Genomic DNA, 23,864 nt, shown 5'->3' with positions numbered 1-23,864 from the left:
GCCCTGGCTCGTGGGGCTCGGCGGGCCGGAGACGACGAACGCCGCGCTCCGGATCGTGAGCGCGGCGCAGCGGTGCGGGCCGGCCCAGTCGATCACGGAGTCCCAGTCGTTCGAACGGGCTCCCTCGCCGAGGCAACCCGGGAACTCTAGTCCCGCCCCCGGGGGTGGGTCGAATCCGCGCCACTAGGGTGGCCCGGTGCCCCTGATGCTCCCCGAGGCGCGCGAGCGCGCCCTGCTGCTGACCGACGTCCACACCGAGCTCCACCTCGACCTGACCTCCACCGAGGCCTTCGACGTCGAGGCGACGATCACCTTCGGCTGCACCAAGCCGGGAGCCTCGTCGTTCCTCGAGCTCACCGGTGCCACCGACGTGACCCTCGACGGCCGCCCGGCGCCGTACGCCGACGGGCGGATCGCGCTCGACGACCTCGCCGAGACCAACACGGTCCGCGTCACCGCGCGGATGCCCTACGTCACCGACGGCGACGGGATGACGGTCACCATCGACCCCGCCGACGGCGAGCGCTACGTCTGCGCGCACACCTCGATGGACATCACCCAGAAGGTGATCCCCTGCTTCGACCAGCCCGACCTCAAGTCGACCTTCGCGCTGACCGTCACCGCACCGTCGCACTGGACCGTGCTGGCCAACGGCGCGCTGAGGTCTCGCGAGTCCGGCCAGGACGGCGACACCTGGACCTTCGAGCAGACCCCGCCGTTCTCCTCCTACCTCTTCACCCTCGTCGGTGGCCCGTGGGTCTCGGTGACGTGGGACGAGCCCTACGCCAAGGCGCCGGGCGGCACGCTTCCGTTCGGCTGGCACGCGCGCGCCTCGCAGGAGCGCGAGCTGCGCCGCGACGCCGACGAGCTGCGCCGCATCACGAGCACGTGCTTCCAGCACTACACGAGCGTCTTCGAGCCCGACTACCCCTACGCCGACTACCAGCAGGTCTTCGCGCCCGGGCTCAACTGGGGCGCGATGGAGTTCCCCGGCTGCGTGGTCTTCCGCGACTCCTACCTCACCCAGGGCACCCCGACCGAGCTCGAGCGGGAGTGGGTCGCGTCCACGATCGCGCACGAGATGGCGCACATGTGGTTCGGCGACCTGGTGACGATGCGGTGGTGGGAGGACTCGTGGCTCAACGAGTCGTTCGCCGACTTCATGGGCTTCGAGGTCGCGGGCGTCGCGGCGGGCTACACCGACGCGTGGACGTCGGCCGCGATCACCCGCAAGCCCACTGGCTACCGCGCCGACCGGCGCCGCTCGACGCACCCGATCGCCGAGGACACCGACAAGATCGTCGACGTCGACACCGCGTTCGCCAACTTCGACATGATCACCTACGCCAAGGGCAACGCCACCCTCGCCCAGCTCGGGCACTGGCTCGGCGACGACGACTTCCTCGCCGGGGTGAACAAGCACCTGACCACCCACGCCTTCGGCAACGCCGACCTCGCCGACTTCCTCGACTCCCTCGACGCCGCCAGCGACAAGGACGTCCGCGCGTGGGCCGCGGCGTGGCTGCGCACCACCGGCTTCGACACCCTGGTCGTCACGCGCGACGACTCCGGCGTGCCAGTGCTGACCCGTGAGGGCTCCCGGCCGCACCGCCTCACCGTGTCGGCGTACGACGACACGATGCGGCTGGTGGACTCCCGCGACGTGCACCTCGGCGACGAGCCGGTGCGCCTGGACGAGTTCGCCGGACGGGTCGTGGTGCCCAACTCCGGCGACGAGACCTTCGCCGTGATCCGGCCCGACGAGCAGTCGTGGGCGGCGATCACCGAGCACCTGTCGTCGGTCGAGTCGCAGCTGACGCGCGCGATGCTCTGGTGGACCGCGGTCGACCTCGCCGAGTCGCAGGTCATCACGGTGGGCGAGCTCGTCGCCCTGGCCGATCGCCACCTGCGCCCGGAGACCCACCCGCTCGTCCTCGAGGGCGTGCTGCGCTCGCTGCAGCTCGTCGTGCGCCGCTACGCCGAGCCCGACCAGGTGGCGGCGCTGCTCGGGAGCGTGGCCGACATCGCCCGCGGCGCGGTCGGGGGCCCCACCCCCGCACTGGTGCCCGGCGCCTCGCGGGTGCTGGCCCGGCTCAGCGCCGACCACGACCTGCTCGTCGGGTGGCTGGGCCGCGACGACGTCGACCAGAGCGTGCGGTGGGCGGCGGTCCAGCGGCTCGCCGAGCTCGGCGACGCCTCGCACGTCGAGCCCGAGGCCGAGCGCGACAAGTCGGTCTCCGGGCACCACGCCGCCCTCACCGCGCGGGCGCTCGTGCCGACGGCGGAGGCCAAGGCGGAGGCCTGGTCGCAGCTCATGGGCGGCGACCTCGGGAGCCACGAGTTCGACGCCGTGGGCGCGGGCTTCTGGGGCTGGGAGCAGGCCGACCTGGTCCGCCCCTACCTCACTCGCTACGTCACCGACGGGCTCGCGCTCGCCCTGCGCTCGGGCCAGGCCATGGCCGACAGCATCGGCGACGCCTTCCCGCGACTGCCGCTCACCCCCGACGTACGCCGCGAGCTGCGCGCCGCTGTCGCCTCCGCCCTCGCGGCCGGCGAGGTGCCCACGGTCCTGGCCAGGGCGTGGAACGACGCGCTCGACGACCTCGACCAGACGCTCTGACCCCCGCCTGGATCACGCCGTATCAGAGTCGTCCGGGGCGTGCGATGGCAAGGCGGAGGAGGGAAGGCGGCCTTTGAGCGAAGCGGGCCGTCGACCGACGACAACGCAGCCAGCGTGCGTCTCGGGCGGCTCTGATCAGGCGTGGCCGTCGAACATCGAGGTGACGGACCCGTCCTCGAACACCTCGCGGATCGCGCGGGCGATCAGCGGGGCGATCGAGAGCACCGTGAGCTTGTCGAAGTGGTTCTCCGGCGCGATCGGGAGCGTGTTGGTGACCACGACCTCGATGGCGGAGGAGTTCTTGAGGCGGTCGACCGCGGGGTCGGAGAGGATCGGGTGGGTCGCGGCGATGACCACGCCGGCCGCGCCGTCGTTCATGCACGCCTCGGCGGCCTTCACGATCGTGCCGCCGGTGTCGATCATGTCGTCGGTGAGGATGCAGATCTTGCCGGCGACCTCGCCGACGACGCGGTTGGCGACGACCTCGTTGGCGACGTCGGTGCGACGGCTCTTGTGGATGAAGGCCAGCGGCGCGCCGTCGAGGCGGGCCGACCAGCGCTCGGCGACCTTGATCCGGCCGGCGTCGGGCGAGACCACGGCGAGCTGCTGGTCGCCGTACTTGGCCTTGACGTAGTCGGTGAGGATCGGCAGCGCCATCAGGTGGTCGACGGGGCCGTCGAAGAAGCCCTGGATCTGGTCGGCGTGCAGGTCGACGGTGATCAGCCGGTCGGCACCGGCGGTCTTGAACAGGTCGGCCATCAGGCGGGCCGAGATCGGCTCGCGGCCGCGGTGCTTCTTGTCCTGGCGGGCGTAGCCGTAGAACGGCATGACCACGGTGATCCGCTTGGCCGAGGCCCGCTTGAGGGCGTCGACCATGATCAGGTGCTCCATGATCCACTCGTTGATCGGAGCCGTGTGGCTCTGGATCACGAAGGCGTCACAGCCGCGCACGGACTCCTCGTAGCGGACGTAGAGCTCGCCGTTGGCGAACTCGTAGGCGCTCTGCGGAACGAGCCCGCACTCGAGGAGGTCGACGACCTCGTGGGAGAGGTCGGGGTGTGCCCGGCCACTGAAGACCATCAGGTTCTTCTCGGTGGTCCGCTTCATTCCGGTCACGCCGGCGACTCCTCGCTGTGTGGTCAGCCTCGGGGGTGGCTAGGTACGGAGGTGCTGCCTTGGATTCTTCACCACGGCGGGCCGCGCGACCAACCCCGGGTCAGTCCTCGTGGGATGCCTCACGTTCACCGGCCGTTCGCGCCGCCGCCGCTGCCTCGGCCTGCGCCGTCCCGGCCCGCCTGGACTCGGTCCAGCCCTCGAGGTTGCGCTGGGGCGCACTGCTGACGGCGAGCGCGCCGGCCGGCACGTTGCGGCGTACGACGGACCCGCCCGCGGTGCCCGCGCCGTCGCCGACCGTGACCGGCGCGACGAACGTGTTGTTGGACCCGGTCTTGGCATGGCGCCCGATGACCGTGCGGTGCTTGGCCACCCCGTCGTAGTTGGCGAAGATCGTGCCGGCGCCGATGTTGGCGCCCTCGCCGATCTCGGCGTCGCCGACGTAGGACAGGTGCGGCACCTTGGCGCCGTCGCCGATCGTGGAGTTCTTGGTCTCCACGAAGGTGCCGATCTTGCCGCCGACGCCGAGCCGGGTGCCGGGACGGAGGTAGGCGAAGGGGCCGACGTTGGCGCGGTCGCCGATGACGGCGAGCTCGCCGTGGGTGCGTACGACGCGGGCGCCGGCGCCGATCTCGCAGTCCTTGAGCGTGGTGTCGGGGCCGACCACCGCGTCCTCGCGCACGACGGTCGCGCCGAGGAGCTGGGTGCCGGGGAGGATCGTCACGTCGGGCTCGATGACCACGTCGGCCTCGATCCAGGTCGTGGCGGGGTCCATGACCGTGACGCCGTCCTTCATCCAGCGGGTCACGATGCGCCGGTTGAGCTCCTTGCCGAGCTCGGCGAGCTGGGCGCGGTCGTTGGCGCCCTCGGTCTGGGCGACGTCGTCGATGAGGTGCGCGCCGACGGTCAGGCCGTCCTCGCGGGCCAGGCCGACGGCGTCGGTGAGGTAGTACTCGCCCTTGGCGTTGTCGTTGGTGATGCGCGGCAGCGCTCCGACGAGGAACTCGGCGTCAAAGGCGAGGATCCCGGAGTTGATCTCGTCGATCTCACGCTGCTCGGGGGTGGCGTCCTTCTCCTCCACGACCGCCTCGACGTCGCCCTCGGCGTTGCGCACGACCCGGCCGTAGCCGAAGGGGCGCGGCACGCGGCCGCTGAGGATGCTCACCGCGCGCTGCGCGGCCTCGTGCTCCTCGGCGAACACGCGCAACGACTCGCCCTCCAGCAGCGGGGTGTCACCGGCGGCGACGATCACCGTGCCGGTCGTCGTGCCGGCGGCCTCCATGGCGACGCGTACGGCGTGCCCGGTGCCCTGCTGCGTCTCCTGGACCGCCAGCACCGCGCTGGGCAGGAGCTCGGTGATGTGCGGGCCCACCTGCTCGCGCTGGTGGCCCACGACCGCCACCACCCGGGTCGGCTCGACGGCCTGCACGGCGCGCAGGACGTGGCCGATCATGGAGCGTCCGGCGACGGGGTGCAGCACCTTCATCGTCTTGGACTTCATGCGGGTGCCGCCACCTGCGGCCAGGACGATGACGGTGAGGTTCTCCATGGCCGCAGTCTGTCACCGCGCCCGGGGACGGGCTGCCGGGGCTGTGGTCGAATGACCCCGTGAGCGGGCGGACCTATGCCGGGGAGTCGGCCAGCGACCGCGACGAGCGCCGGCGGCGCCAGCTGCTGGACGCCGGGCTCGAGCTCTTCGGCACGGCGGGCTACCGCGCCACCACCGTGCGCCGGCTGTGCCGCGAGGCGAAGGTGAGCGACCGCTACTTCTACGAGCAGTTCGACTCCACCGAGGACCTGCTGCTCGCGGTCTACGACGAGTGCACCGCCCGGCTCGAGCAGGCCGCGCTCGCCGCCCTGGGTGACCGTGACGACGAGGTCGGCGCCCTGGCCCGGCGCGGGCTCGACGCCTTCCTCGCCCTCGTCGAGGACGACCCGCGGGTGGCGCGGGTGGTGTGGTTCGAGGTGCTGGGCATCAGCACGCGCGTCGAGTCGACGTACCTCGCCCGCATGCAGGCCTTCGGGCACCTGATGATCGGCGTGCTGAGCGAGCGCGACGGTGCCGCGGCCCTGCCGGAGCAGGCCCACGAGCTGATGGCGAGCGCCGCGGTGGGTGCGGTGAGCCACGCCGTGGTGACGTGGGCCAGCACCGGCTTCGCGACCGACCGCGAGGTCGTCACCTCGTCGCTGTCGGACTTCCTGGCCGGCGCCGCGACGGCGATGCTGGCCGACCCACGGACGACGTGACCTGCGTCACCCGCTGATGCGGAATCGAGCGTCCTCACTTTAGTGTGACGCACGTGGAGACCACGACCGTGCTGATCATCGGCAGCGGCTTCGGCGGCCAGGTGACGGCGATCAACCTGCTGCGCCGCGGCATCACCGACTTCCGCATCCTCGAGCGGCGCGACTTCATGGGCGGCACGTGGTGCCAGAACTCCTACCCCGGTGCCGCGGTCGACGTGCCGTCGCCGCTCTACTCGATCGCCTCCGAGCCCTACCCCTGGACCCGGATGTACGCCGAGCAGGCCGAGCTGCGCGCCTACACCGACCACGTCGTCGACAAGCACCGCCTGCGCGAGCGCACCGTCCTCGGCGCGGAGGTCGTGGGCGCGGACTGGGACGGCGAGGCGTGGTGCGTGCGCACCGCCGACGGGACGCTCCACCGGGGCCGGTTCCTCGTCAACGCCACCGGCCCGCTCAGCACCCCGGTCGTGCCGGACTTCCCCGGGCTCGACGACTTCACGGGAGCCCGCTTCCACACCAACGGCTGGGACCACGACGTCGACCTCGCCGGCAAACGCGTCGCGGTGGTCGGCTCGGGCGCCAGCGCCGCGCAGGTGATCCCGGCGATCCAGCCCGAGGTCGCGCACCTCCATGTCTTCCAGCGCAGCCGCCACTGGGTGCTCCCCCGCCCCGACCGGGTCTTCTCCCCCCTCCAACGGCGCGTGCTGCGGCTGCGCCCGGCGCAGAGGGCGCTGCGCACCGCGATCTACTGGAAGCTCGAGACCCGCGTCGTCGGCTTCAAGCACAGCCGACGGCTGCTGAAGGTGCTCGCCCAGCGCGAGGCGCTGCGTCACATCGAGGCCCAGGTGCCCGACCCGCAGCTGCGTGCGAAGGTCACGCCGGACTACACGATCGGCTGCAAGCGGATCATCCTGTCCGACACGCTCTACCCCGCGCTCTCCGCGCCCAACAGCACGCTGCACGACCGCCACGACGGCATCGAGCGCTTCGACGCGACCGGCGTCGTCACCGCCTCGGGCGAGCACCTCGACCTCGACGTGGTCGTCTTCTCCACCGGCTACGACGCCACCGACGGCCTGATCTCCCACGACGTGCGCGGACGTGACGGCGCCCGGCTGGCCGACGTGTGGCACGACTTCCCCCGCGCCTACCTCGGCACGAGCGTGCCGGGCTTCCCCAACTTCTTCGTCGTCACCGGCCCCAACACCGGGATCGGGCACACCAGCGCGATCTTCGTCATCGAGTCGCAGATGCACTACCTGCTCCGCGCGATCGGGACCGTGCTCGACGCCGGGGCGGCCAGCATCGAGGTCACCCCCGAGGCCGAGGAGGCCTACACCTCGATGATCCACCGCGAGATGGAGCGGACCGTGTGGCACGACGGAGGCTGCACGTCGTGGTACCAGTCGCGCTCGGGCAAGGTCGTCGCGATGTTCCCCGGCTTCTCCTTCTCCTTCCGGCGCCTCGCGCGCCGCTTCCGTCCCGAGCACCACGTGATCACGCCCGCCCGCGAGAGGATCCCCGCATGAAGCACCTCGACGACAAGGTCGCCGCCGTCACCGGAGCGGGGTCCGGCATCGGCCGGGCCCTCGCCCTCCACCTCGCCGACCGCGGCTGCCGCCTGGCGCTGTCCGACGTCGACGCCGCCGGCCTCGCCGAGACCGAGCGCCTGCTCGCCGGCCGGGCCCGGGCGGTGACCACGGCGACCGTCGACGTCGCCGACGAGGCAGCGGTGCTCGCGTGGGCCGACCAGGTCGTCGCCGACCACGGGCGCGCCAACCTCGTCATCAACAACGCCGGCGTCGCCCTGTCGGGCACCGTCGCTGCGCTGTCGACCGACGACTACCGCTGGATCATGGGCGTGAACTTCTGGGGCGTCGTCCACGGCACCAAGGCGTTCCTGCCCCACCTCGAGGCGTCCGGCGAGGGGCACGTCGTCAACATCTCCAGCGTCTTCGGCCTCACCGCCCAGCCGCTGATGAGCGGCTACAACGCCAGCAAGTACGCCGTGCGCGGGTTCACCGAGTCGCTGCGCCAGGACCTCGAGCTGACCCGCTCCTGCGTGAGCGCCACCTGCGTGCACCCCGGCGGCATCAAGACCAACATCGCCCGGGCCGCGCGGGTCGACGCCAGCGTCGCCGACGCCACCGGCAAGTCGGCGGAGGTGTCGTCGAGGGAGTTCGAGAAGTCGTTCATCACCTCCCCCGCCAAGGCGGCCGAGGTCATCGTGGGTGCGGTGCAGAAGAACAAGCGGCGGGTCCTGGTAGGCCCCGACGCCCGGGTCTTCGACGCGATGGTCCGCGTGGCCCCCACCGGCTACCAGCGCCTCATCACCGGCGTCGTGCGGTCGCGGGGCGGCAAGTGAAGCGGCGTACGGCCCTGGCGGGGCGGCTCTACGCGAGGGCGACCGCTGCCGAGGCGAAGGCGTACGGCCTGCGCGAGCGCCGCGTCGACGTCGGCGACGGCTCACTGGCACTCCTCGAGGGCGGTCCCGACGACGCGCCGGCCGTCGTGCTGCTGCACGGCTACTCCGCCGACCGGGTGGTGTGGGTGCGCTTCGCGCGCCACCTGCTGCGCGACCACCGGGTCGTGGTGCCGGAGCTCGCGGGGCACGGGGCGTCGGGCTTCACCAGCGGTGCGGGCCACTCCGCCCCGGAGCAGGCTGCCCGCGTGGCCGCCCTCCTCGATGGGCTCGGCATCGACGAGGCCCACGTCGCCGGCAACTCGATGGGCGGCTTCGTCGCCGCCACCCTGGCCGTCGAGCACCCCCACCGCGTGCGGTCGCTGATGCTCAGCGACGCGGTCGGCGTGGCCTCGCCCGAGCCGAGCGAGGCCGAGGTGCTGATCCGCGAGGGCCGCAACCCGTTCCTGCTCGACAGCGTCGCCGACTTCCCGGCGTTCTACGCCATGACGATGGCGCGTCCGCCGTTCCTGCCCGGCTTCCTGCGCGCGGCCGTCGCCCACGACTACGTCGCACGGCGCGAGCAGCTCGCGGAGATCTTCACCGACTTCCACGGCGTGGCCACCCTGGACGACCGGCTCCACGAGGTGGGCGCCCCCACCCTCGTCATGTGGGGCGAGCAGGACCGGCTGGTCCACCCCAGCACCGCCGGGGTGTGGGCGCAGGGCGTCGACGGGGCCCGCACCGTGAGCTATCCCGACCTCGGGCACATGCCGATGCTGGAGGCGCCCGCCCGCACCGCGGCGGACTACCGCGCCTTCCTCGCCCGCGTCGGCCGTCAGGACCAATGACCCTCTCCCCCGCGCCGGATCGCGGCTAACTTGCGGGGATGACGTGGTCCGGCACCCTGCGACCGCCGGCGCGACCGGCCCTGCGGCGCGACGTGGTCGCCGGTGTCACGGTCGCTGCCTACCTGGTGCCGCAGGTGCTGGCCTACTCCGGCCTGGCGCGGATGCCACCGGAGGCCGGCCTGTGGGCCGCCTTCGTCTCGCTGGCGGTCTACTTCCTGCTGGGGTCGTCGCCCCAGCTCTCGGTGGGGCCCGAGTCGACCACGGCCCTGATGACCGGCGCCGCGCTGGCCACCGCCGTCACCGGCGGACCCGCCGAGGACGCTGCGGCGGCGCTGGCCCTCGCGGTCGGCGCCGTGTGCCTGCTCGCGTGGGCCGGCGGGCTCGGGTTCCTCGCCGACCTGCTGTCCAAGCCGGTGCTGGTGGGCTACATGGCAGGGATCGCCGGGCTCATGGTCGTCTCCCAGGCGGCCCGCGGCAGTGGCGCCGACATCCCCGACGGCAGCGTGCTGGGCGAGGCGTGGTGGCTGGCGCAGCACCCGTCGGCGGTGCACGTGCCGACGCTGGCGGTGTGCCTCGGCACGCTCGCCCTGCTGCTGGTGGGTGCCCGGCTGTGGCCCACCGGCCCGGTGCCGCTGCTCGGCATCCTCGTCGCGACGGTCGCCGTGGCCCTGGCGCGACTGCCCGACGACGGGGTCGCCGTCGTCGGCGAGCTGCCCTTCGCGCTGCCGTCGTTCGGCCTGCCCTCCTTCGCCTCGGCCGTGTCGTCGCTGGGGACGGGCGCGCTGCTTACCACGGCGCTCGCGATCGCCGTGGTCGGCTTCACCGACAACGTGCTGACCGCGCGGGCCTTCGGTGACCGCCACGGGCACCGCGTCGACGCGCGGCGCGAGCTGCTGGCCCTCGGCGCCGCCAACGTCGCCGCCGGGGTGGTCCACGGCTTCCCCGTCAGCAGCTCCGGAAGCCGCACGGCCATCGTCGACGCGGTCGGCGGCCGGTCACGCTGGTCGGGCCTGGCCACGCTCGGGGCGGCGCTGGTGCTGGTGGTGGCGCTGCGACCGGTGCTCGCGCGGTTCCCCGACCCGGCGCTCGCCGCCGTCGTCGTCTACGCCGGGCTGCGGCTGGTCGACGTCGGCGAGTTCGTGCGCATCGCGCGCTACCGGCGCACCGAGCTGCTCATCGCGCTCGCCACCACCACCGGCGTGCTCGTGCTCGGGGTGCTCGAGGGCGTGCTGGTCGCGATCAGCCTGTCCCTGGTCGACGTGATCCGCCGGGTGGCGCGCCCGCACGACGCGATCGAGGGCCTCGTGCCCGACCTCGCCGGCATGCACGACGTCGACGACTACGACGCCGCCGTGGTCGTGCCCGGCCTGCTCGTCTACCGCTACGACGCGCCGCTGTTCTTCGCCAACGCCGACAACTTCCTCTCCCGCGTGCGCGAGGCGGTCGAGCGCTACGACCCGGTGTGGGTGCTGCTCAACGCCGAGGCGATCGGCGAGGTCGACCTCACTGGCGCCGACGCGCTCGAGACGCTGCGCGCCGAGCTCGCCGACCGCGGCGTCGTGCTGGCGCTCGCCCGGCTCAAGCAGGAGCCGCGCGAGGTGCTCCAGCCGAGCGGGCTGCTGGAGCGCATCGGCGACGAGCACGTCTTCCCGACCCTGCCGACCGCGCTCGAGGGCTACCGCGCCGCCACCGGCGGCGCCTGAGCCGCTACGCGTCCCCCTTCGCGATGAGCTGCGCGAAGAGGTCGACGTACTGGATGAGGTGGCGGTCGGCGAGGTAGCGGTCCTGCACCCGCAGATGGGCCTGCCGGCCCATCTCCGCGCAGCGCCCGGGGTCGGCCAGCAGCCAGGCGAGCGCTTCGACGAGCTTCGCCCCGTCGTGCGGGTCGTCGAGCAGCAACCCGCTGACGCCGTGCTCGACCTGGTCGCGGATCCCGCCCACCGCGGAGGCGACCACGGGTCGCGACTTCCACATCGGCTCGGTGACGGTGAGGCCGAAGCCCTCCGCCAGGCTCTTCTGCACCACGATGGTCGCCCAGCGCTGCAGGGCGTTGACGGTGCGGGCGTTGTGGTCGAGGTCGTCCATCGGCACCGACACGAGGTGGATCCGGTCGCGGGCGGGCGCAGGCAGCGACGCCCACTGCCGGCGGCACTCGCCGAGCACCTCCGCAGCCTCCGGGTCGTCGGCCACGCCGTCGGCCTCCGGGCCGGCGAGGACCAGGTGGACGTCGGCGGGCAGCTCGCCCAGGTGCTCGGCGAACGCCGCCTGCACGCCGGCCATGTCCTTGAGGCGGTCCCACCGGCTCACCTGCAGCACCGCGCGGCCCTCGCGCGGCAGCGGGCCGCCCTCGACCACGAGGCCGTCGCGGTGCACGAGGTCGTCGACGTCGTGCGCGGACAGGTCGACGTTCTTCTGGCTGAAGGGGTCCAGCGACGGCGGGATGATCCACAACCGGTCGCGGCCGACCCACTCGGGGGCGAACTGCGTCCGCGAGAAGATGAACGCGGCTGCCGGCTCGAGCATCGGTCGCAGGAACGCCCAGCCCTCCGAGGTGTGGGCGTTGCGCTCGTCGAGGCCGATGTGGCAGCGCCACACCACGAGGGCGCCGCGCTCGCGCAGGCACTCGACGAGCCCGGCGGTCTGCGGGTCGTGCAGCAGCACGATGTCGCCGGCCCGCACCCGCGCGGCCACCTCGTCGCGGTGCCGCGCCAGTGTGGCGTCGTACGTCGCCCGCGCGCCGGCGTCGAGCGGCCCCGCGTCGCCGGCGACGCCGTGCAGCCGGTTGTGCAGGCGCTTGGTCACCGCGAAGAACTCCGGGTCGCCGCCCAGCACCAGCCACCGGATGTCGACGCCGGTCCCCGCGGCGTAGGCGACCAGGGTGTGCAGCATCTCCGCGACCCCGCCGCCGCGCGCCGTCGAGTTCACGCACCACACCGTCCGGCCGCCCAGCAGCTCGTTGCCGGCCGCGGCGTAGGCCCGCATGCGGGCGACGCGCTCGGGGCTGAGCAGGGGCGCGAGGCGCTCCAGCGCCACCGGCACGACGTCGACGTCGAACACCCCTGGCGCCAGCTCGGTCGTCTGCCGGGTCATCGCGGGCTCCGCGGTCGGGGCAGGTCGACCGCGACCGCCACCCTCACCTCGACGCCGGGCGCCGCGTCCCGCACCGCCGCGAGCGCCTCGTCCATCCGCCGGCACCGCCGCGCCCGCCCCTCGTGGTCGTCCACGGCCAGGTCGGGCTCGACGAGCTCGACGGCGCGGTCGGTCTCGCGGGCGCGTCGCGCGGCCTCCCGCACGCGCTCGCCGAGCTCGGGCACGTCGTCGACCAGGACCCGGACGGGGTCGCTCGGGCGGGCGGCAGAGTGCTGGGCGGAGGCACGGGCAGAAGAGGTGGAGGCGTGGGTGGGGCCAGGGTGCATCGGTGATCTCCTCGAGGTCTCACCGTCGAGTCTCATCGCGACCCGCCCGTCCGCACAGGGTCGTTGGTCCCGGCCCCGAGCCGGGACCACCCCTGCGGGGCTCAGCCCTCGGCGGCGAGCACGAGGTCGGCGCGCTCGCGCGGACGGGCGAGCTGCTCGTAGAGGTGGCCCTCGGGGATCCACTTGGTGTCCCAGAGGTCGAGCTCGGACCGGTCGTCGCCCTGCAGCACGTTGCGCGCCTTGGCCCGGGCGCCGGCCGCGCCGGCGTCCAGGTCGATCCACACCGACAGGTCGAACCACCCGTCGCTGCGCTCGTGGAACAGCCGGATCCCCTCCACGATCAGCACCGACGGCATCGGCTCGTCGCTCACGCCGGTCTCGCCGAGCCACCAGCGGTAGTCGTAGGACAGCCGGTCCGCACCGGCCCTCGCCCGAGCGACGACGGCCTCGACGAGCGCCCAGTCGTGCTGCTCCCACATCCCGGCGCCGGGGCCGCAGGTCGTGGCGTAGCAGGAGTCGGTGCCGACGACCTGCTCCGGCGTGAGCCCCAGGTCCTGTGCGAGCCTCTCCGCCAGCGTCGACTTGCCGGCCCCTCCGTGCCCGCTGATGCCGACGACCGGCACCCGGTCACCGGTCGTGGCGAGGGTGCGCACGCGCGACAGCAGGTCGTCGTTCGTCGTCGTGGTGGCCATCACGCGCCATCGTGGTGGTCGGCAGGGGAGGTGCGCCAGCGAATTGGGCTGACGTCAGCCGAGCTTCGCGTAGGACACCGACAGCGCGGTCGCCACGGTCAACCACAGCGCGTACGGCGCGAGCGCGAGGCCGGCCCACGGCTCGAGCCGCGCCACCACGACGAGCAGCGCCCACGTCAGCGCCGCCGCTCCGGCCAGGCAGGCCGCGGCGCCGGCCAGGTGGTGGGGCACGTAGAACAGCCACGCCCAGCCGAGCGCCAGCACGACCGAGGCCGCGAGCACGCCGGTCGCGGTCCACGCCGCGTCGGTGGGCGCGGTGCGGACGGCCGTCAGGCCGACGACCAGCAGCAGCGCGAAGCTGAGCGGCCACATCAGGCCGAAGACCACGTCGGGCGGCTGGAACGACGGGCGGCGCAGCGCGTCGTACCAGCCCGGGTCGTGGCCGTTCCACACGTTGGCGAGCGCGGCGAAGACGACCACCAGCGCGCACCAGGCGAGCGTCGGGGCCCACGTCGTCACGGGGTGCCGACCTCGCCGAGGTGCCGGACGAGGACGGCCTCGAGGGCATCGACCGAGCCCGCCATCGCGTCGAGCTCGCCCCCTCCGACCAGCGCACGCCACCCCTCGTCGTCGCGTGCGAGCACGACCGGTGCCCCGGCGACCGCGACGACCGACCGCAGCTCGTCGTCGAGCTCGTTGAGGTGGAGCAGCCGCACCGGCACCGGCAGGCTCGCCGCCATCGCGTCCCACGCCGGCTTGCGCCGTACGGTCCCGTGCGTGATGTCGCAGAGCCCGCAGTGGTGGGTGCCGCGCAGCTTCCCCCAGACGTACGCCGCCTCCCCGAGCAGGCCGGCGTCCGCGTCGTAGACGCCGACGATCTCGATGACGGGCATACCGCGACGCTATCGGGACACACCTCGACGGACTGGCTCCCCGGGTAGGAGTCGAACCTACGTCGCTAGTCCTGATTCAAAGTCAGGCGGGCCCTGCCGGCAGACCAACCGGGGAATGTGCGGAACAGCCTAGGGTCTGCGCGATCCGTCATACGAACGCGCACCCATGACGTCGGCACCGGATGACGGATCCCCCTCAGGTGTGACGGACGGACCTCCACAGGACCTCCACGCAGGTCCGGGCGATCCCTGATGCCCTGGCATGGCCGCGACCGCTAGCGTGACGACCGTGACGGGGGAACACACCGGCCCGCCGGTCATCGCGACCGCGGGCCTCACCAAGCACTACGGGACGGTCCATGCGCTGACCGACCTCACGGTCGACGTCGGCGCGGGCGTCACGGGCCTCGTGGGCGCCAACGGCGCCGGCAAGTCGACCCTGATCAAGATCCTGCTCGGGCTGCTCGAGCCGACTGCCGGCCACGCCACGGTGCTCGGCCACGACATCGACCACGGAGGGCAGGAGATCCGGCGCGTCGTGGGCTACATGCCCGAGCACGACTGCCTGCCGCCCGACGTCAGCGCCAGCGACTTCGTGGTGCACATGGCGCGGATGTCGGGCCTCGGCGCCAGCGCCGCTCGTGAGCGCTCGGCCGACGTGCTGCGCCACGTGGGGCTCGACGAGGAGCGCTACCGGCCGATGGGTGGCTACTCCACCGGCATGAAGCAGCGCGCCAAGCTCGCCCAGGCGCTGGCCCACGACCCGCAGCTGGTCTTCCTCGACGAGCCCACCAACGGCCTCGACCCGGCCGCGCGCACCGACATGCTGCGGCTGGTGCAGCGCATCGGCAGCGACTTCGGCATCGCCGTCCTCGTCACCTCGCACCTGCTCGGCGAGCTCGAGCAGGTCAGCGACCACGTGATCGTCCTGGACGGCGGCCACCTGCTGCGCTCGAGCGCGACCGGCGACTTCCTCCAGCGCACCGGCAGCCTGCTGGTCGAGGTCGTCGGCACCGAGACCGAGCGCGACCTGCTCGGCGAGGCGCTCGCCCGCCGCGGGCTCACCTGCCGCCCGCGCGGGGCGATGGTCGCCATCGACCCGCCCCCGCCCGAGCTCGCCGCCGAGGGGGTCGCGCACGACCTCATCCGCGACGTCGCCGCCGAGCTCGGCCTGGGGCTGATGCGCCTGCAGCCCGACCGCCGCCACCTCGAGGACGTCTTCCTGGAAGGAGGCGCCCGTGCCTGAGGCTCCCCGCTCCGGGGTCATCCACGACCTCGGCTACCGCCGCTACGACGGCCCGCGCGACGGCACCGCGACGATCGCCCGCACGCTCTTCGTCACCGGCCTGCGCCACGCCTACGGCCTGGGCCGCTCGGGCAGGTCGAAGGTCATGCCGTTCCTCCTGCTCGGCATGTCGCTGCTGCCGGCCGCGGTCGTGGTGGGCTTCGTCGTCCTCACCGGCCTGCGCTCGCTGCCGGTGTCGTACGCCGCCTACACCAACCAGACCCAGCTCCTGGTCAGCCTCTTCGCGGCCTCGCAGGCCCCGGTGCTGTTCTCGCGCGACCTGCGCCACCGCTCGATCGTGCTCTACCTGGCCCGCCCGCTCCCCGCGACCGTCTTCGCGCTGGTGCGCTGGGCCTCGCTGGCCGTCGCGATGTGGCTGTTCACGGCGCTTCCCACGGTGCTGCTCTACCTCGGCGCGATGCTGGCAGGGCTCGACAAGAGCGACCAGACCACCGACGCGCTCAAGGCCCTGGTCCTGCAGGCCGGCCTGGCCGCACTGATCGCCGGCGTGACCGGGCTGATCTCGTCGGTCTCCCTGCGCCGCGGCTTCGCGGTCGTCGGCTCGGTGATGGCGCTGATCGTGCTCTCCGGGGTGGTCACGGCGGTCCAGAACATCGCGTCCGCCGAGGGCGAGGACCCGGCGTCCGTCGGCGTCGGCCTGGTCTCCCCCTGGTCGCTGCACAACGGGCTCGCCAACGCGTGGGGCGCAGGCCTCGACACCCCGGCCCCGGTCGACGGCGCGTGGGTGCCGGCGTACGTCCTGGTGGCGCTGCTGCTCATCGGCGGCTGCCTGCTCGGGCTGGTGGCCCGCTTCCGGAAGGTGGGCACGCGATGAGCACCCTGGTCCTCGACTCCGCGTCGCGCTGGTTCGGCAACGTCGTCGCGGTCAACGACGTCTCGCTGACGATCGGCCCCGGCGTCACCGGCCTGCTCGGCCCGAACGGCGCGGGCAAGACCACGCTGCTGGCGATGATGTCGGGCTTCCTCGCCCCGTCGTCGGGACACGTCACGCTCGACGGCCGCCCGGTGTGGCGCAACACCGAGATCTACCGCCGGATCGGGCTGGTGCCCGAGCGCGAGCTCAGCTTCGGCTACCTCACCGGTCGACAGTTCGTCCGCGCCAACGCCGACCTGCACCGCCTGCCCGACGCGGCCGCCGCGACCGAGCGCATCCTCGGCGTCGTCGACATGGTCGAGCCCGCCGGGCGGCGCCTCGACACCTACTCCAAGGGCATGCGGCAGCGGGTCAAGATCGCCGCCGCGCTGGTCCACGACCCGTCGGTGCTGCTGCTCGACGAGCCCTTCAACGGCGTCGACCCGCGCCAGCGCATGCACCTGATGGACCTGCTCCGCCGCCTCGGCGACGAGGGCCGCACGGTGCTCTTCAGCTCGCACATCCTCGAGGAGGTCGAGCGCCTGGCCCGCCACATCGAGGTGGTCGTCTCCGGGCGCCACGCGGCCTCGGGCGACTTCGGCGCGATCCGGCAGCTGATGACCGACCGCCCGGTGCAGTACGCCGTGCAGTCCAGCGACAACCGCACCCTGGCCGCGCTGCTCATGGAGCAGGTGTCGGTGCGCGCGGTGGCCCTGCGCGGCGACCACCTCGACGTCCAGGTCGACGACCTGGGCAGCTTCGCCGTCGGGCTGCCCGAGCTGGCCCGACGTCACGACCTGACCATCTTCGAGCTCTCCCCCAGCGACGAGTCGCTGGAGAGCGTGTTCGCCTACCTGGTGGCCCGATGACCACGGGAGCCTCCTGATGAACGCGACCATTGCCAAGCTCGCCCTCCAGGCCCTGCTGGGACGCCGGCGCTTCTTCCTGCTGCTCGCCTTCCCGGTGCTCCTGGTCGGGCTGGTCGCGCTGGTCACCGCGCTCACCGACGGCGAGGCGGCCTTCGAGCTCCTGCCCGGCCTCGGCTACCCGCTCGTGCTGCCGCTGGTCGCCATCCTCGCCGCCTCGTCCGTGCTCGGCCCCGAGGTCGACGACGGCTCGATCGTCTACCTGCTCGCCAAGCCGGTGAACCGCTACGCGGTGGCGTTCAGCAAGTGGCTGGTCGCGCTGGCCGCCACGCTGGCTGCGGGGTCGCTGCCGATCCTCCTGGCCGCCCTCCTCACCGGGGACGCCGGCCGGGCGTGGGCGCTCTTCGTGGGCGCGGTCGTGGCCGGGACGGCGTACTCCGCGCTGTTCCTGGCCATCTCGGCGGTCACCCGCCACGCGGTCATCGCCTCGCTGATGTTCGTGCTGATCTGGGAGAGCCTGCTCGGCAACCTCTTCACCGGCATCGCCTGGCTGAGCATCGGCCAGTGGGGCCTGCGGGTCGGCCACGAGCTCTCCGACCAGCTCCCCGACCCGGCCAGCCTGCCGTGGGCGATCGGCGCCAGCCTCGTGGTGACGGTGGTCGGCGTGTGGTTCGCCGGTGACCGGCTGCGGTCGTTCACCCTCCGCGGCGAGGACTGAGCGCCCGACCGGCGACGGCGCACTAGGCTCGATCTCGTGGACCTCCCCGTGATGCCGCCCGTGCAGCCGATGCTCGCCAAGAGCGTCAGCGGCGTGCCGGACCCGGGCAAGCACGGTGGTCTGAGCTTCGAGCCGAAGTGGGACGGCTTCCGCTGCCTGGTCTTCAAGGACGGCGACGAGGTCGAGCTCGCCAGCCGCAACACCAAGCCGCTCACCCGCTACTTCCCCGAGGTCGTCGAGGCCTGTCGCGCACAGCTGCCCGACCGCGTCGTGCTCGACGGCGAGATCTTCGTCGGCCTGCAGGGGCCCGACGGGTGGCGGCTGGAGTTCGAGACGCTGCAGGAGCGCATCCACCCCGCCGCGAGCCGCGTCGACAAGCTCGCCGCCGAGACGCCCGCCGGCTTCGTCGCCTTCGACCTGCTGGCGCTGGGCGAGGAGTCCTTCATGGACCGCCCGCTGTCCGAGCGCCGTGCCGCCCTCGTCGACGCGCTGGGGCACCTCGACGGCACCGGGCCGTGCTTCCTCACCCGCACCACCGAGGACCCGGCCGAGGCCGAGCGGTGGTTCGAGGAGTTCGAGGGCGCCGGGCTCGACGGGGTGGTCGCGAAGCCGCTGGGTGCGCCCTACGAGCCCAACAAGCGCACCATGCTCAAGATCAAGCACGAGCGCACCGCCGACGTCGTGCTCGCCGGCTACCGCGAGCACAAGACCTCCACCCCCGACGAGCCGTTGATCGGCTCGCTGCTCCTCGGGCTCTACGACGACGCCGGCGAGCTGCAGCACATCGGGGTCTCGGCCAGCTTCACCGCCGCCAAGCGGGCGTCGCTGTGGCAGGAGCTGCAGCCGCTGGTCTGCGACGTCGCGGAGCACCCGTGGGGGCGCTGGCAGGAGTTCCTCACCGCCAACCCCGACCGCGTGCCCGGCACCCAGAGCCGCTGGAGCGCCGGGAAGGACCTCGGCTTCACCGCGCTGCGCCCCGAGCGGGTGCTGGAGGTGAAGTACGACCACATGGAGGGCCGGCGCTTCCGGCACACTGCGCACTTCAAGAGATGGCGCACCGACCGCGACCCGCAGAGCTGCGGCTACGACCAGCTCGACGAGCCCGCGGGCTACGACCTCGCCCACATCCTCAGCACCGACACCGGAGGCACCCGATGACCGACAACACCCCCCACGCGTCCGTCCCTGATCCCGACGGCGACGAGACCATCCACGACGGCCAGGGCACCTACGACGTCGTGCTGCTCGTCGAGCAGGCCCTCACCGCCGCCGACGCGGCCCAGGTGCGCTCGCTGCACGCCGAGATCGAGGACCCGGTCGTCTACCACGTCCTGCTGCCGCTCGAGGACGCCGCGGCCCGGGTCGAGGCCTCGCTCGGCACCCTCGGCGCGGGCGACCTGATGGCCGCGCCCGCGCTGGCGATGAACGACGTCGACATCGAGGCGCTGCGCCGCGAGTGCGAGGAGAGCTCGTCGTCGGAGCTCCAGCAGACCCTGGCCGCCATCCGCGCCGCCGGTGGCACCGCGACGGGCAAGGTGACCTCCGAGCCGCCCGTCGACGCGCTAGCCGCGCTCGTCGCCGCCGTCGATGCCCGCGAGGCGATCATCCTCACCCGGCCCCACGTGGTGGCCGAGTTCTTCCACGTCGACTGGACCTCCCGCGCGCGGCGCAAGATCGGCGTACCGGTGCTGCACCTGATCGAGCACGAGAACTTCGACGAGCAGGCCGGCTCCGGCGGCGAGGGCGTCACCGGCCTCTGAGCGCCACCACCGCTGGTTGAGGAGGTCGCGCAGCGACCGTCACGAAACCGGATCCAGGTCTCGTGACAGGCGCCGGGGCGCCTTCCTCGACCAACGAGTGCTCAGCCGCGCGGGTGACGCACGCGGCGTACGACAGCGCGCTGCAGGATGCGGGCCGCCTCGCGGCCGCCGACGGCGGGGGCGTCGCCCGAGCGGGCACGGCGGGCCTCCTCGAGGTCGCGGCGCAGCTGCTGGACGGTGGCGCGCTGGGCGTCGCGCGCCTCGCGGGCGGCGAGCACCGACTCGGCGCGGGTGTGGTCGAAGGTGAGCGCCACCGCGTCGGCGTAGCGCGCGGTGTAGTCGTCGTGGATGGCGTCGAGGCGCGCCTGCGTGGCCTCGTCGTGCGGGGAGGTGGTGAGCACACCGAGCAGCTGCCAGACCTCCTCGGCCACCTCCTGCAGCCAGGCGGGGGTGCGCACGTCGTCCCAGGTGAGCTGCGACTTGCGCATCGAGGGCTCGATGAAGTCGTCGACGTCGTGGTGGTCGCGCGACGTGAGATCAGTGTTGAAGTCGAGCCCGAGCTGCTGCTGGACCGGCACCAGCGCGGAGCGCCAGTCGGCGAGCAGGTCGACGTACTTCACGAAGGAGCGCTTGCCACCCCGGCCGGCCCGCTCGGTCAGCAGCGCGGCGTGCACCCAGCCGGCGACGTTGGAGGTCTCCTTGGTCAGGCGCAGGTCGTCGGACTGGCTGGAGAGGTAGGCGATGTCGCGCGAGCCGACCACCTCGGCGGGGTGGCGCAGCGCGGTGAGCCAGCGCAGGTCGACGTCGAGCTCGGCGGTCACCTGCTCCCAGACCTGCGCGAACCAGAACGCGTGCGGGTCCTTGATCACGACCTGCTCCCCGGCGAGCCGCTGCGCCGTGAGCTGGTCCGACAGCCACTCGTGCAGCTCGACCGTGGGGACGCCTGACTCGACGTAGTGAGCGACCAGGTCGACGGCCGCCGGGCGGCTGTCGATGTTGAACAGCGCGAGCTCCTTGAGGTGGCGCTTGTGGAAGTCGATGACCCACTGCGGCTCGTAGAACCCGCGCGGGTTGGTCTCCGACGCCTCGACCTCCGGCTGCGGCACGTGCAGGCCGAGCCGCTTGAGCGTGCCCGCCAGCGAGCTGGTGCCACTGCGTCCGGAACCGGAGACCAGGACCAGCGGGGTGGGGGGCGTCGGCATGCGGGTCACCCTATCGGCCACGCGCCGGGCCCTAGGATCGTGCCGACCCCATCTCCAGACACCAGCTCCCGCGACCTCCACCGGACAGGACCCTCGACACGTGGCACTCACCGACAAGCTCGGGGGGAAGGTGCGCGCGGCCGTGCGCCGCACCCGCCGCGACGGCCCGCTCGACGGCCCGCTCGACATCGTCTTCGTCCTCTTCAACGCCGACGGCATGGGCGGCACCGCGCGGTCGGGGATCGAGCAGGCCAACGCGCTGGTCGGGCTCGGCGAGGGCCACCGGGTCCGCATCCTGAGCGTGACGCGCAGCGGCGCCACGACCCACTACCCGCTGGCCGACGGGATCGAGGTCGACTACCTCGTCGACGTACGCGGTGAGCGACCCGCCGCGATCGGCGGCACGCACCCGGCCGAGCTCGCCGAGCGCGAGTCGGTCATCGTGCCGCGCAGCTGGGACGCGCTCTACAACGGGCTCACCGACGCGGCCCTGCGCGAGGCGCTGCCGCGCGTCGACGCCGACGTGCTCGTCACCACCACCCCCGAGCTGCTCGCCGTGGTGGCCCAGCTCGCGCCCGCCGACGTCGCGCTGGTCCACCAGGAGCACCGCGCCTCCTCGAGCCGGGTCAACGACATGGGCGCGCTGCTGGAGTTCGCGCCACGCGCCGACATCGTGGTGTCGCTGACCGAGTCGATGTCGCGCTGGCTGGCCGGGCGGCTCGGCGGCGCCGCGCCCGAGCTGCTCGTCATCCCCAACCCGCTGCCCTCGCACCCGCAGGAGCGCTCGCCGCTCGACCAGAAGACCTTCGTCACCGCCGGCCGGCTCGCGCCGGAGAAGCAGTTCGAGCACGTCGTCGACGCCTTCTGGCGCATCCACGAGCAGCTGCCGGGCTGGACGCTCACGATCTGGGGCGACGGCCCGCGCGCCGACAACCTCGCCGCGCAGGTGCGCAAGCTCGGCCTCGAGGACCGCGTGCGGCTGCCCGGCTCGACCGACGACCTGGCCGCCGAGTGGGCGCGCACGAGCGTCGCCGTGCTGGCCTCGCGCGGCGAGGGCTACCCCCTCGTGCTCCAGGAGGCGATGTCGGCCGGCGTCCCGCCGGTGTCGTACGACTGCCCGTCGGGGCCGCGCGAGATCATCACCCACGACGTCGACGGCCTCCTCGTGCCGCCGGCCTCGAAGGCCGCGCTGGCCGCCGCGATGCTGCGCGTGGCGACCGACGACGAGCTGCGCGCCCGCCTCGGTGCGGCCGCGCTCGAGCGCTCGCGGCGGTGGGACGGCGCTGCGCTGGCTCGCCAGTGGGTCTCGGTCTTCCGCGACGCCGTGGCCCGCCGCGCCGACCCGCTGGCGCCGCGCCGCGTGCTGCACGGGCTGCGCCCCGGGCCGCTCGGCGACCTGCCCGAGACCGACGGTGCCGCCGGCACCACGCCCGCCCAGGCGCGTACGACCGCGCTCGAGGTGCTGACCACCGCCGCGGCGGCGACCGGGGACGGGTGGTTCGTCATGCCCGCCCGCGGCCGCGACCCGCACCCGGTCGTGGTCGTGCCGTCCTCACGCCGCGGCGAATTCCTCGCCGCGCTGGCCGCGGCCCCGGTGCCCGACTGGCTCTCGGTGCGCGACCCGGCCGAGCGCGGCTGGCACGAGCGGCGCGGCACGGTCGCGGCGATGACCGACGACCTCGCCCGCACCCGCACCGCCTCGCTCTTCCTCGAGCCCTGGCCGATGCGCGGCGGGCACGGCGGCCTCCTCACCGAGGGCTGTGAGATCGGTGTGCAGTTCTGGGAGGAGTCGCCCGACGGCGACCTGCTCGCGCCGTCGCACAACCGCTTCGGCGACCGGGTGCCGGCCGGCTCGCCGCGCACCACGATCGACGTCGAGGGCGTCTCCGTCCCCACCCTCGAGGCGATGGCGCTGCCGACGGTCGACGACGTCCGCTTCGACGTCGACGTCGTCTACACCTGGGTAGACGGCGACGACGAGGACTGGCTCGCCGCTCGCGACGCCCGCACCACCGACCTCGGCGGCACGCCCAGCGCCCGCGCCGGGGGTGCCTCGCGCTACCGCAGCCGCGACGAGCTCCGCTACTCCATGCGCAGCATCCACCTCTTCGCGCCGTGGGTGCGCCGCATCCACCTCGTCACCGCCGGCCAGGTGCCGTCGTGGCTCGACACCACCCACGACCGGGTGCGCGTCGTCGACCACCGCGACATCCTCCCGGCCTCGGCGCTGCCGACCTTCAGCTCGCACGCCATCGAGACCCGGCTCCACGTCGTGCCCGACCTGGCCGAGCACTTCGTCTACGTCAACGACGACGTCTTCCTCGGCCGGCCGCGTCGCCCGGAGCACTTCTTCGCCCCGGGCGGTCAGTTCGCCGCGTTCGTCGCCGACCACCGCGCCGTGGGCCTGCCCGGCACCGACGACCGCCCCTACCTCACCGCGGCGCACAACAACCGCCGCGCGCTGGCCGAGGCGTTCGGCGTGACGCTGACCCACACGATGATGCACAGCCCGCACCCGCAGCGGCGTACGACCCTGGAGGAGATCGCGGCCCGGTTCCCCGCCGAGGTCGAGCGCACCACCCACGCACCGTTCCGGTCGTCGACCGACCTGTCGCTGCTGTCGTCGTTCGCGCAGAGCTATGGCCTCGTCACCGGCCAGGCGTTCCGCGCGGGCGCCCACCACGGCTACGTCGACCTCGGCCACCAGCAGCTGCCCGTCCAGCTGCGGCAGATGCTCAAGCGCGACCGCGACTTCTTCTGCGTCGCCGACAACCTGGTCTCGGCCTTCGACTCCGAGAGCGCGGACGCCCTGCTGATGGACTTCCTGCAGGAGTACTACCCGGTCGCCGCGCCCTGGGAGCTCGGCTGAGCGGTGCGTGAGGCGAGTTCCGAGCCGGCGAAACCCGCCTCACGCACCGCTGCCCGA

21 protein-coding genes and 1 tRNA gene are annotated in these 23,864 nt (G+C 73.1%); 13 read left to right on the top strand and 9 right to left on the bottom strand.

Annotation, left to right across the window (positions count from 1 at the left end):
* Positions 1-205: 205 nt before the first annotated feature.
* Entirely contained in the window at positions 206-2,620 is a 2,415-nt protein-coding gene (pepN, locus tag ASG76_RS01915) for an aminopeptidase N (protein WP_235529376.1), read from the top strand.
* Positions 2,621-2,755: 135 nt separating this feature from the next.
* On the opposite strand, the gene ASG76_RS01910 is transcribed toward pepN, so the two are convergent.
* Positions 2,756-3,736 carry a ribose-phosphate diphosphokinase gene (locus ASG76_RS01910; RefSeq protein WP_200948026.1) on the bottom strand — a complete coding sequence of 327 codons (981 nt, stop codon included), beginning with the start codon at positions 3,734-3,736 and terminating at the stop codon, positions 2,756-2,758.
* 100 nt (positions 3,737-3,836) lie between these two features.
* Positions 3,837-5,282 carry a bifunctional UDP-N-acetylglucosamine diphosphorylase/glucosamine-1-phosphate N-acetyltransferase GlmU gene (gene glmU, locus ASG76_RS01905; protein WP_056599183.1) on the bottom strand — a complete coding sequence of 482 codons (1,446 nt, stop codon included), beginning with the start codon at positions 5,280-5,282 and terminating at the stop codon, positions 3,837-3,839.
* 59 nt (positions 5,283-5,341) lie between these two features.
* On the opposite strand from glmU, the gene ASG76_RS01900 reads away from it, so the two are divergent.
* From ASG76_RS01900 to ASG76_RS01880, 5 genes are read left to right on the top strand one after another with little or no spacing between them, the layout of a single operon-like run.
* Positions 5,342-5,980: a TetR/AcrR family transcriptional regulator gene (locus ASG76_RS01900; protein WP_056599180.1), complete on the top strand. Its 639-nt coding sequence runs from the start codon at positions 5,342-5,344 to the stop codon at positions 5,978-5,980.
* Between the two features lie 53 nt (positions 5,981-6,033).
* On the top strand, positions 6,034-7,509 hold the full coding sequence (locus ASG76_RS01895) for a flavin-containing monooxygenase (protein ID WP_056599479.1): 1,476 nt from the start codon (positions 6,034-6,036) through the stop codon (positions 7,507-7,509).
* Complete coding sequence (locus ASG76_RS01890; protein ID WP_056599177.1) at positions 7,506-8,345, top strand: SDR family NAD(P)-dependent oxidoreductase; 840 nt, start codon at positions 7,506-7,508, stop codon at positions 8,343-8,345. The genes ASG76_RS01895 and ASG76_RS01890 overlap by 4 nt, the downstream gene beginning before the upstream one ends.
* Complete coding sequence (locus tag ASG76_RS01885; RefSeq protein ID WP_056599174.1) at positions 8,342-9,232, top strand: alpha/beta fold hydrolase; 891 nt, start codon at positions 8,342-8,344, stop codon at positions 9,230-9,232. The genes ASG76_RS01890 and ASG76_RS01885 overlap by 4 nt, the downstream gene beginning before the upstream one ends.
* A gap of 38 nt (positions 9,233-9,270) precedes the next feature.
* Positions 9,271-10,935: a SulP family inorganic anion transporter gene (locus tag ASG76_RS01880; protein ID WP_056599171.1), complete on the top strand. Its 1,665-nt coding sequence runs from the start codon at positions 9,271-9,273 to the stop codon at positions 10,933-10,935.
* Between the two features lie 4 nt (positions 10,936-10,939).
* Here the strand turns inward: ASG76_RS01880 and ASG76_RS01875 are convergent, their stop codons facing one another.
* The 6 genes from ASG76_RS01875 to ASG76_RS01850 all read right to left on the bottom strand — a co-directional run bounded on the left by ASG76_RS01875 (position 10,940) and on the right by ASG76_RS01850 (position 14,348).
* Complete coding sequence (locus ASG76_RS01875; protein WP_056599168.1) at positions 10,940-12,322, bottom strand: glycosyltransferase; 1,383 nt, start codon at positions 12,320-12,322, stop codon at positions 10,940-10,942.
* Positions 12,319-12,648: a hypothetical protein gene (locus ASG76_RS01870; RefSeq protein WP_056599165.1), complete on the bottom strand. Its 330-nt coding sequence runs from the start codon at positions 12,646-12,648 to the stop codon at positions 12,319-12,321. Before ASG76_RS01870 ends, ASG76_RS01875 begins: the two co-directional genes overlap by 4 nt.
* 101 nt (positions 12,649-12,749) lie before the next feature.
* Complete coding sequence (locus tag ASG76_RS01865; protein ID WP_056599162.1) at positions 12,750-13,340, bottom strand: hypothetical protein; 591 nt, start codon at positions 13,338-13,340, stop codon at positions 12,750-12,752.
* A gap of 54 nt (positions 13,341-13,394) precedes the next feature.
* On the bottom strand, positions 13,395-13,859 hold the full coding sequence (locus ASG76_RS19225) for a TspO/MBR family protein (RefSeq protein WP_056599159.1): 465 nt from the start codon (positions 13,857-13,859) through the stop codon (positions 13,395-13,397).
* Positions 13,856-14,233, bottom strand: a complete 378-nt coding sequence (locus ASG76_RS19220; RefSeq protein WP_056599155.1) for a hypothetical protein — start codon at positions 14,231-14,233, stop codon at positions 13,856-13,858. Before ASG76_RS19220 ends, ASG76_RS19225 begins: the two co-directional genes overlap by 4 nt.
* 33 nt (positions 14,234-14,266) lie before the next feature.
* Positions 14,267-14,348: transfer RNA gene (locus tag ASG76_RS01850), tRNA-Gln, on the bottom strand.
* Positions 14,349-14,522: 174 nt separating this feature from the next.
* On the opposite strand from ASG76_RS01850, the gene ASG76_RS01845 reads away from it, so the two are divergent.
* The 6 genes from ASG76_RS01845 to ASG76_RS01820 are packed head-to-tail and all read left to right on the top strand — an operon-like array spanning position 14,523 to position 19,736.
* Positions 14,523-15,479, top strand: coding sequence for an ABC transporter ATP-binding protein (locus ASG76_RS01845; protein WP_235529368.1), 957 nt, complete (start codon positions 14,523-14,525; stop codon positions 15,477-15,479).
* A complete protein-coding gene (locus tag ASG76_RS01840) occupies positions 15,472-16,353 on the top strand; it encodes a hypothetical protein (protein ID WP_056599150.1) in 882 nt (293 codons plus the stop codon). The genes ASG76_RS01845 and ASG76_RS01840 overlap by 8 nt, the downstream gene beginning before the upstream one ends.
* The gene (locus ASG76_RS01835) at positions 16,350-17,261 is read left to right on the top strand and encodes an ABC transporter ATP-binding protein (protein WP_056599147.1); all 912 of its coding nucleotides are present in this window, start codon (positions 16,350-16,352) and stop codon (positions 17,259-17,261) included. Before ASG76_RS01840 ends, ASG76_RS01835 begins: the two co-directional genes overlap by 4 nt.
* Positions 17,262-17,277: 16 nt before the next feature.
* On the top strand, positions 17,278-17,976 hold the full coding sequence (locus ASG76_RS01830) for an ABC transporter permease (RefSeq protein WP_056599144.1): 699 nt from the start codon (positions 17,278-17,280) through the stop codon (positions 17,974-17,976).
* Between the two features lie 36 nt (positions 17,977-18,012).
* Positions 18,013-19,134 carry an ATP-dependent DNA ligase gene (locus ASG76_RS01825; protein WP_056599141.1) on the top strand — a complete coding sequence of 374 codons (1,122 nt, stop codon included), beginning with the start codon at positions 18,013-18,015 and terminating at the stop codon, positions 19,132-19,134.
* The gene (locus ASG76_RS01820; protein ID WP_235529367.1) at positions 19,131-19,736 is read left to right on the top strand and encodes a hypothetical protein; all 606 of its coding nucleotides are present in this window, start codon (positions 19,131-19,133) and stop codon (positions 19,734-19,736) included. The genes ASG76_RS01825 and ASG76_RS01820 overlap by 4 nt, the downstream gene beginning before the upstream one ends.
* Positions 19,737-19,837: 101 nt before the next feature.
* Here ASG76_RS01820 and ASG76_RS01815 read toward each other — a convergent pair whose 3' ends face one another.
* Positions 19,838-20,938 (bottom strand): hypothetical protein, encoded by a 1,101-nt coding sequence (locus ASG76_RS01815; protein WP_056599139.1) that lies wholly within the window; start codon positions 20,936-20,938, stop codon positions 19,838-19,840.
* A 100-nt stretch (positions 20,939-21,038) separates the two neighbouring features.
* On the opposite strand from ASG76_RS01815, the gene ASG76_RS01810 reads away from it, so the two are divergent.
* The gene (locus tag ASG76_RS01810; protein WP_056599136.1) at positions 21,039-23,807 is read left to right on the top strand and encodes a stealth conserved region 3 domain-containing protein; all 2,769 of its coding nucleotides are present in this window, start codon (positions 21,039-21,041) and stop codon (positions 23,805-23,807) included.
* Positions 23,808-23,864 lie beyond the last annotated feature (57 nt).

This window comes from Nocardioides sp. Soil774 (assembly GCF_001428125.1).
In the GTDB taxonomy this organism is placed as follows: domain Bacteria; phylum Actinomycetota; class Actinomycetes; order Propionibacteriales; family Nocardioidaceae; genus Nocardioides.
The sequence above is the reverse complement of the archived record's forward strand: the minus strand, read 5'-3'. Positions and strand labels throughout refer to the sequence as shown.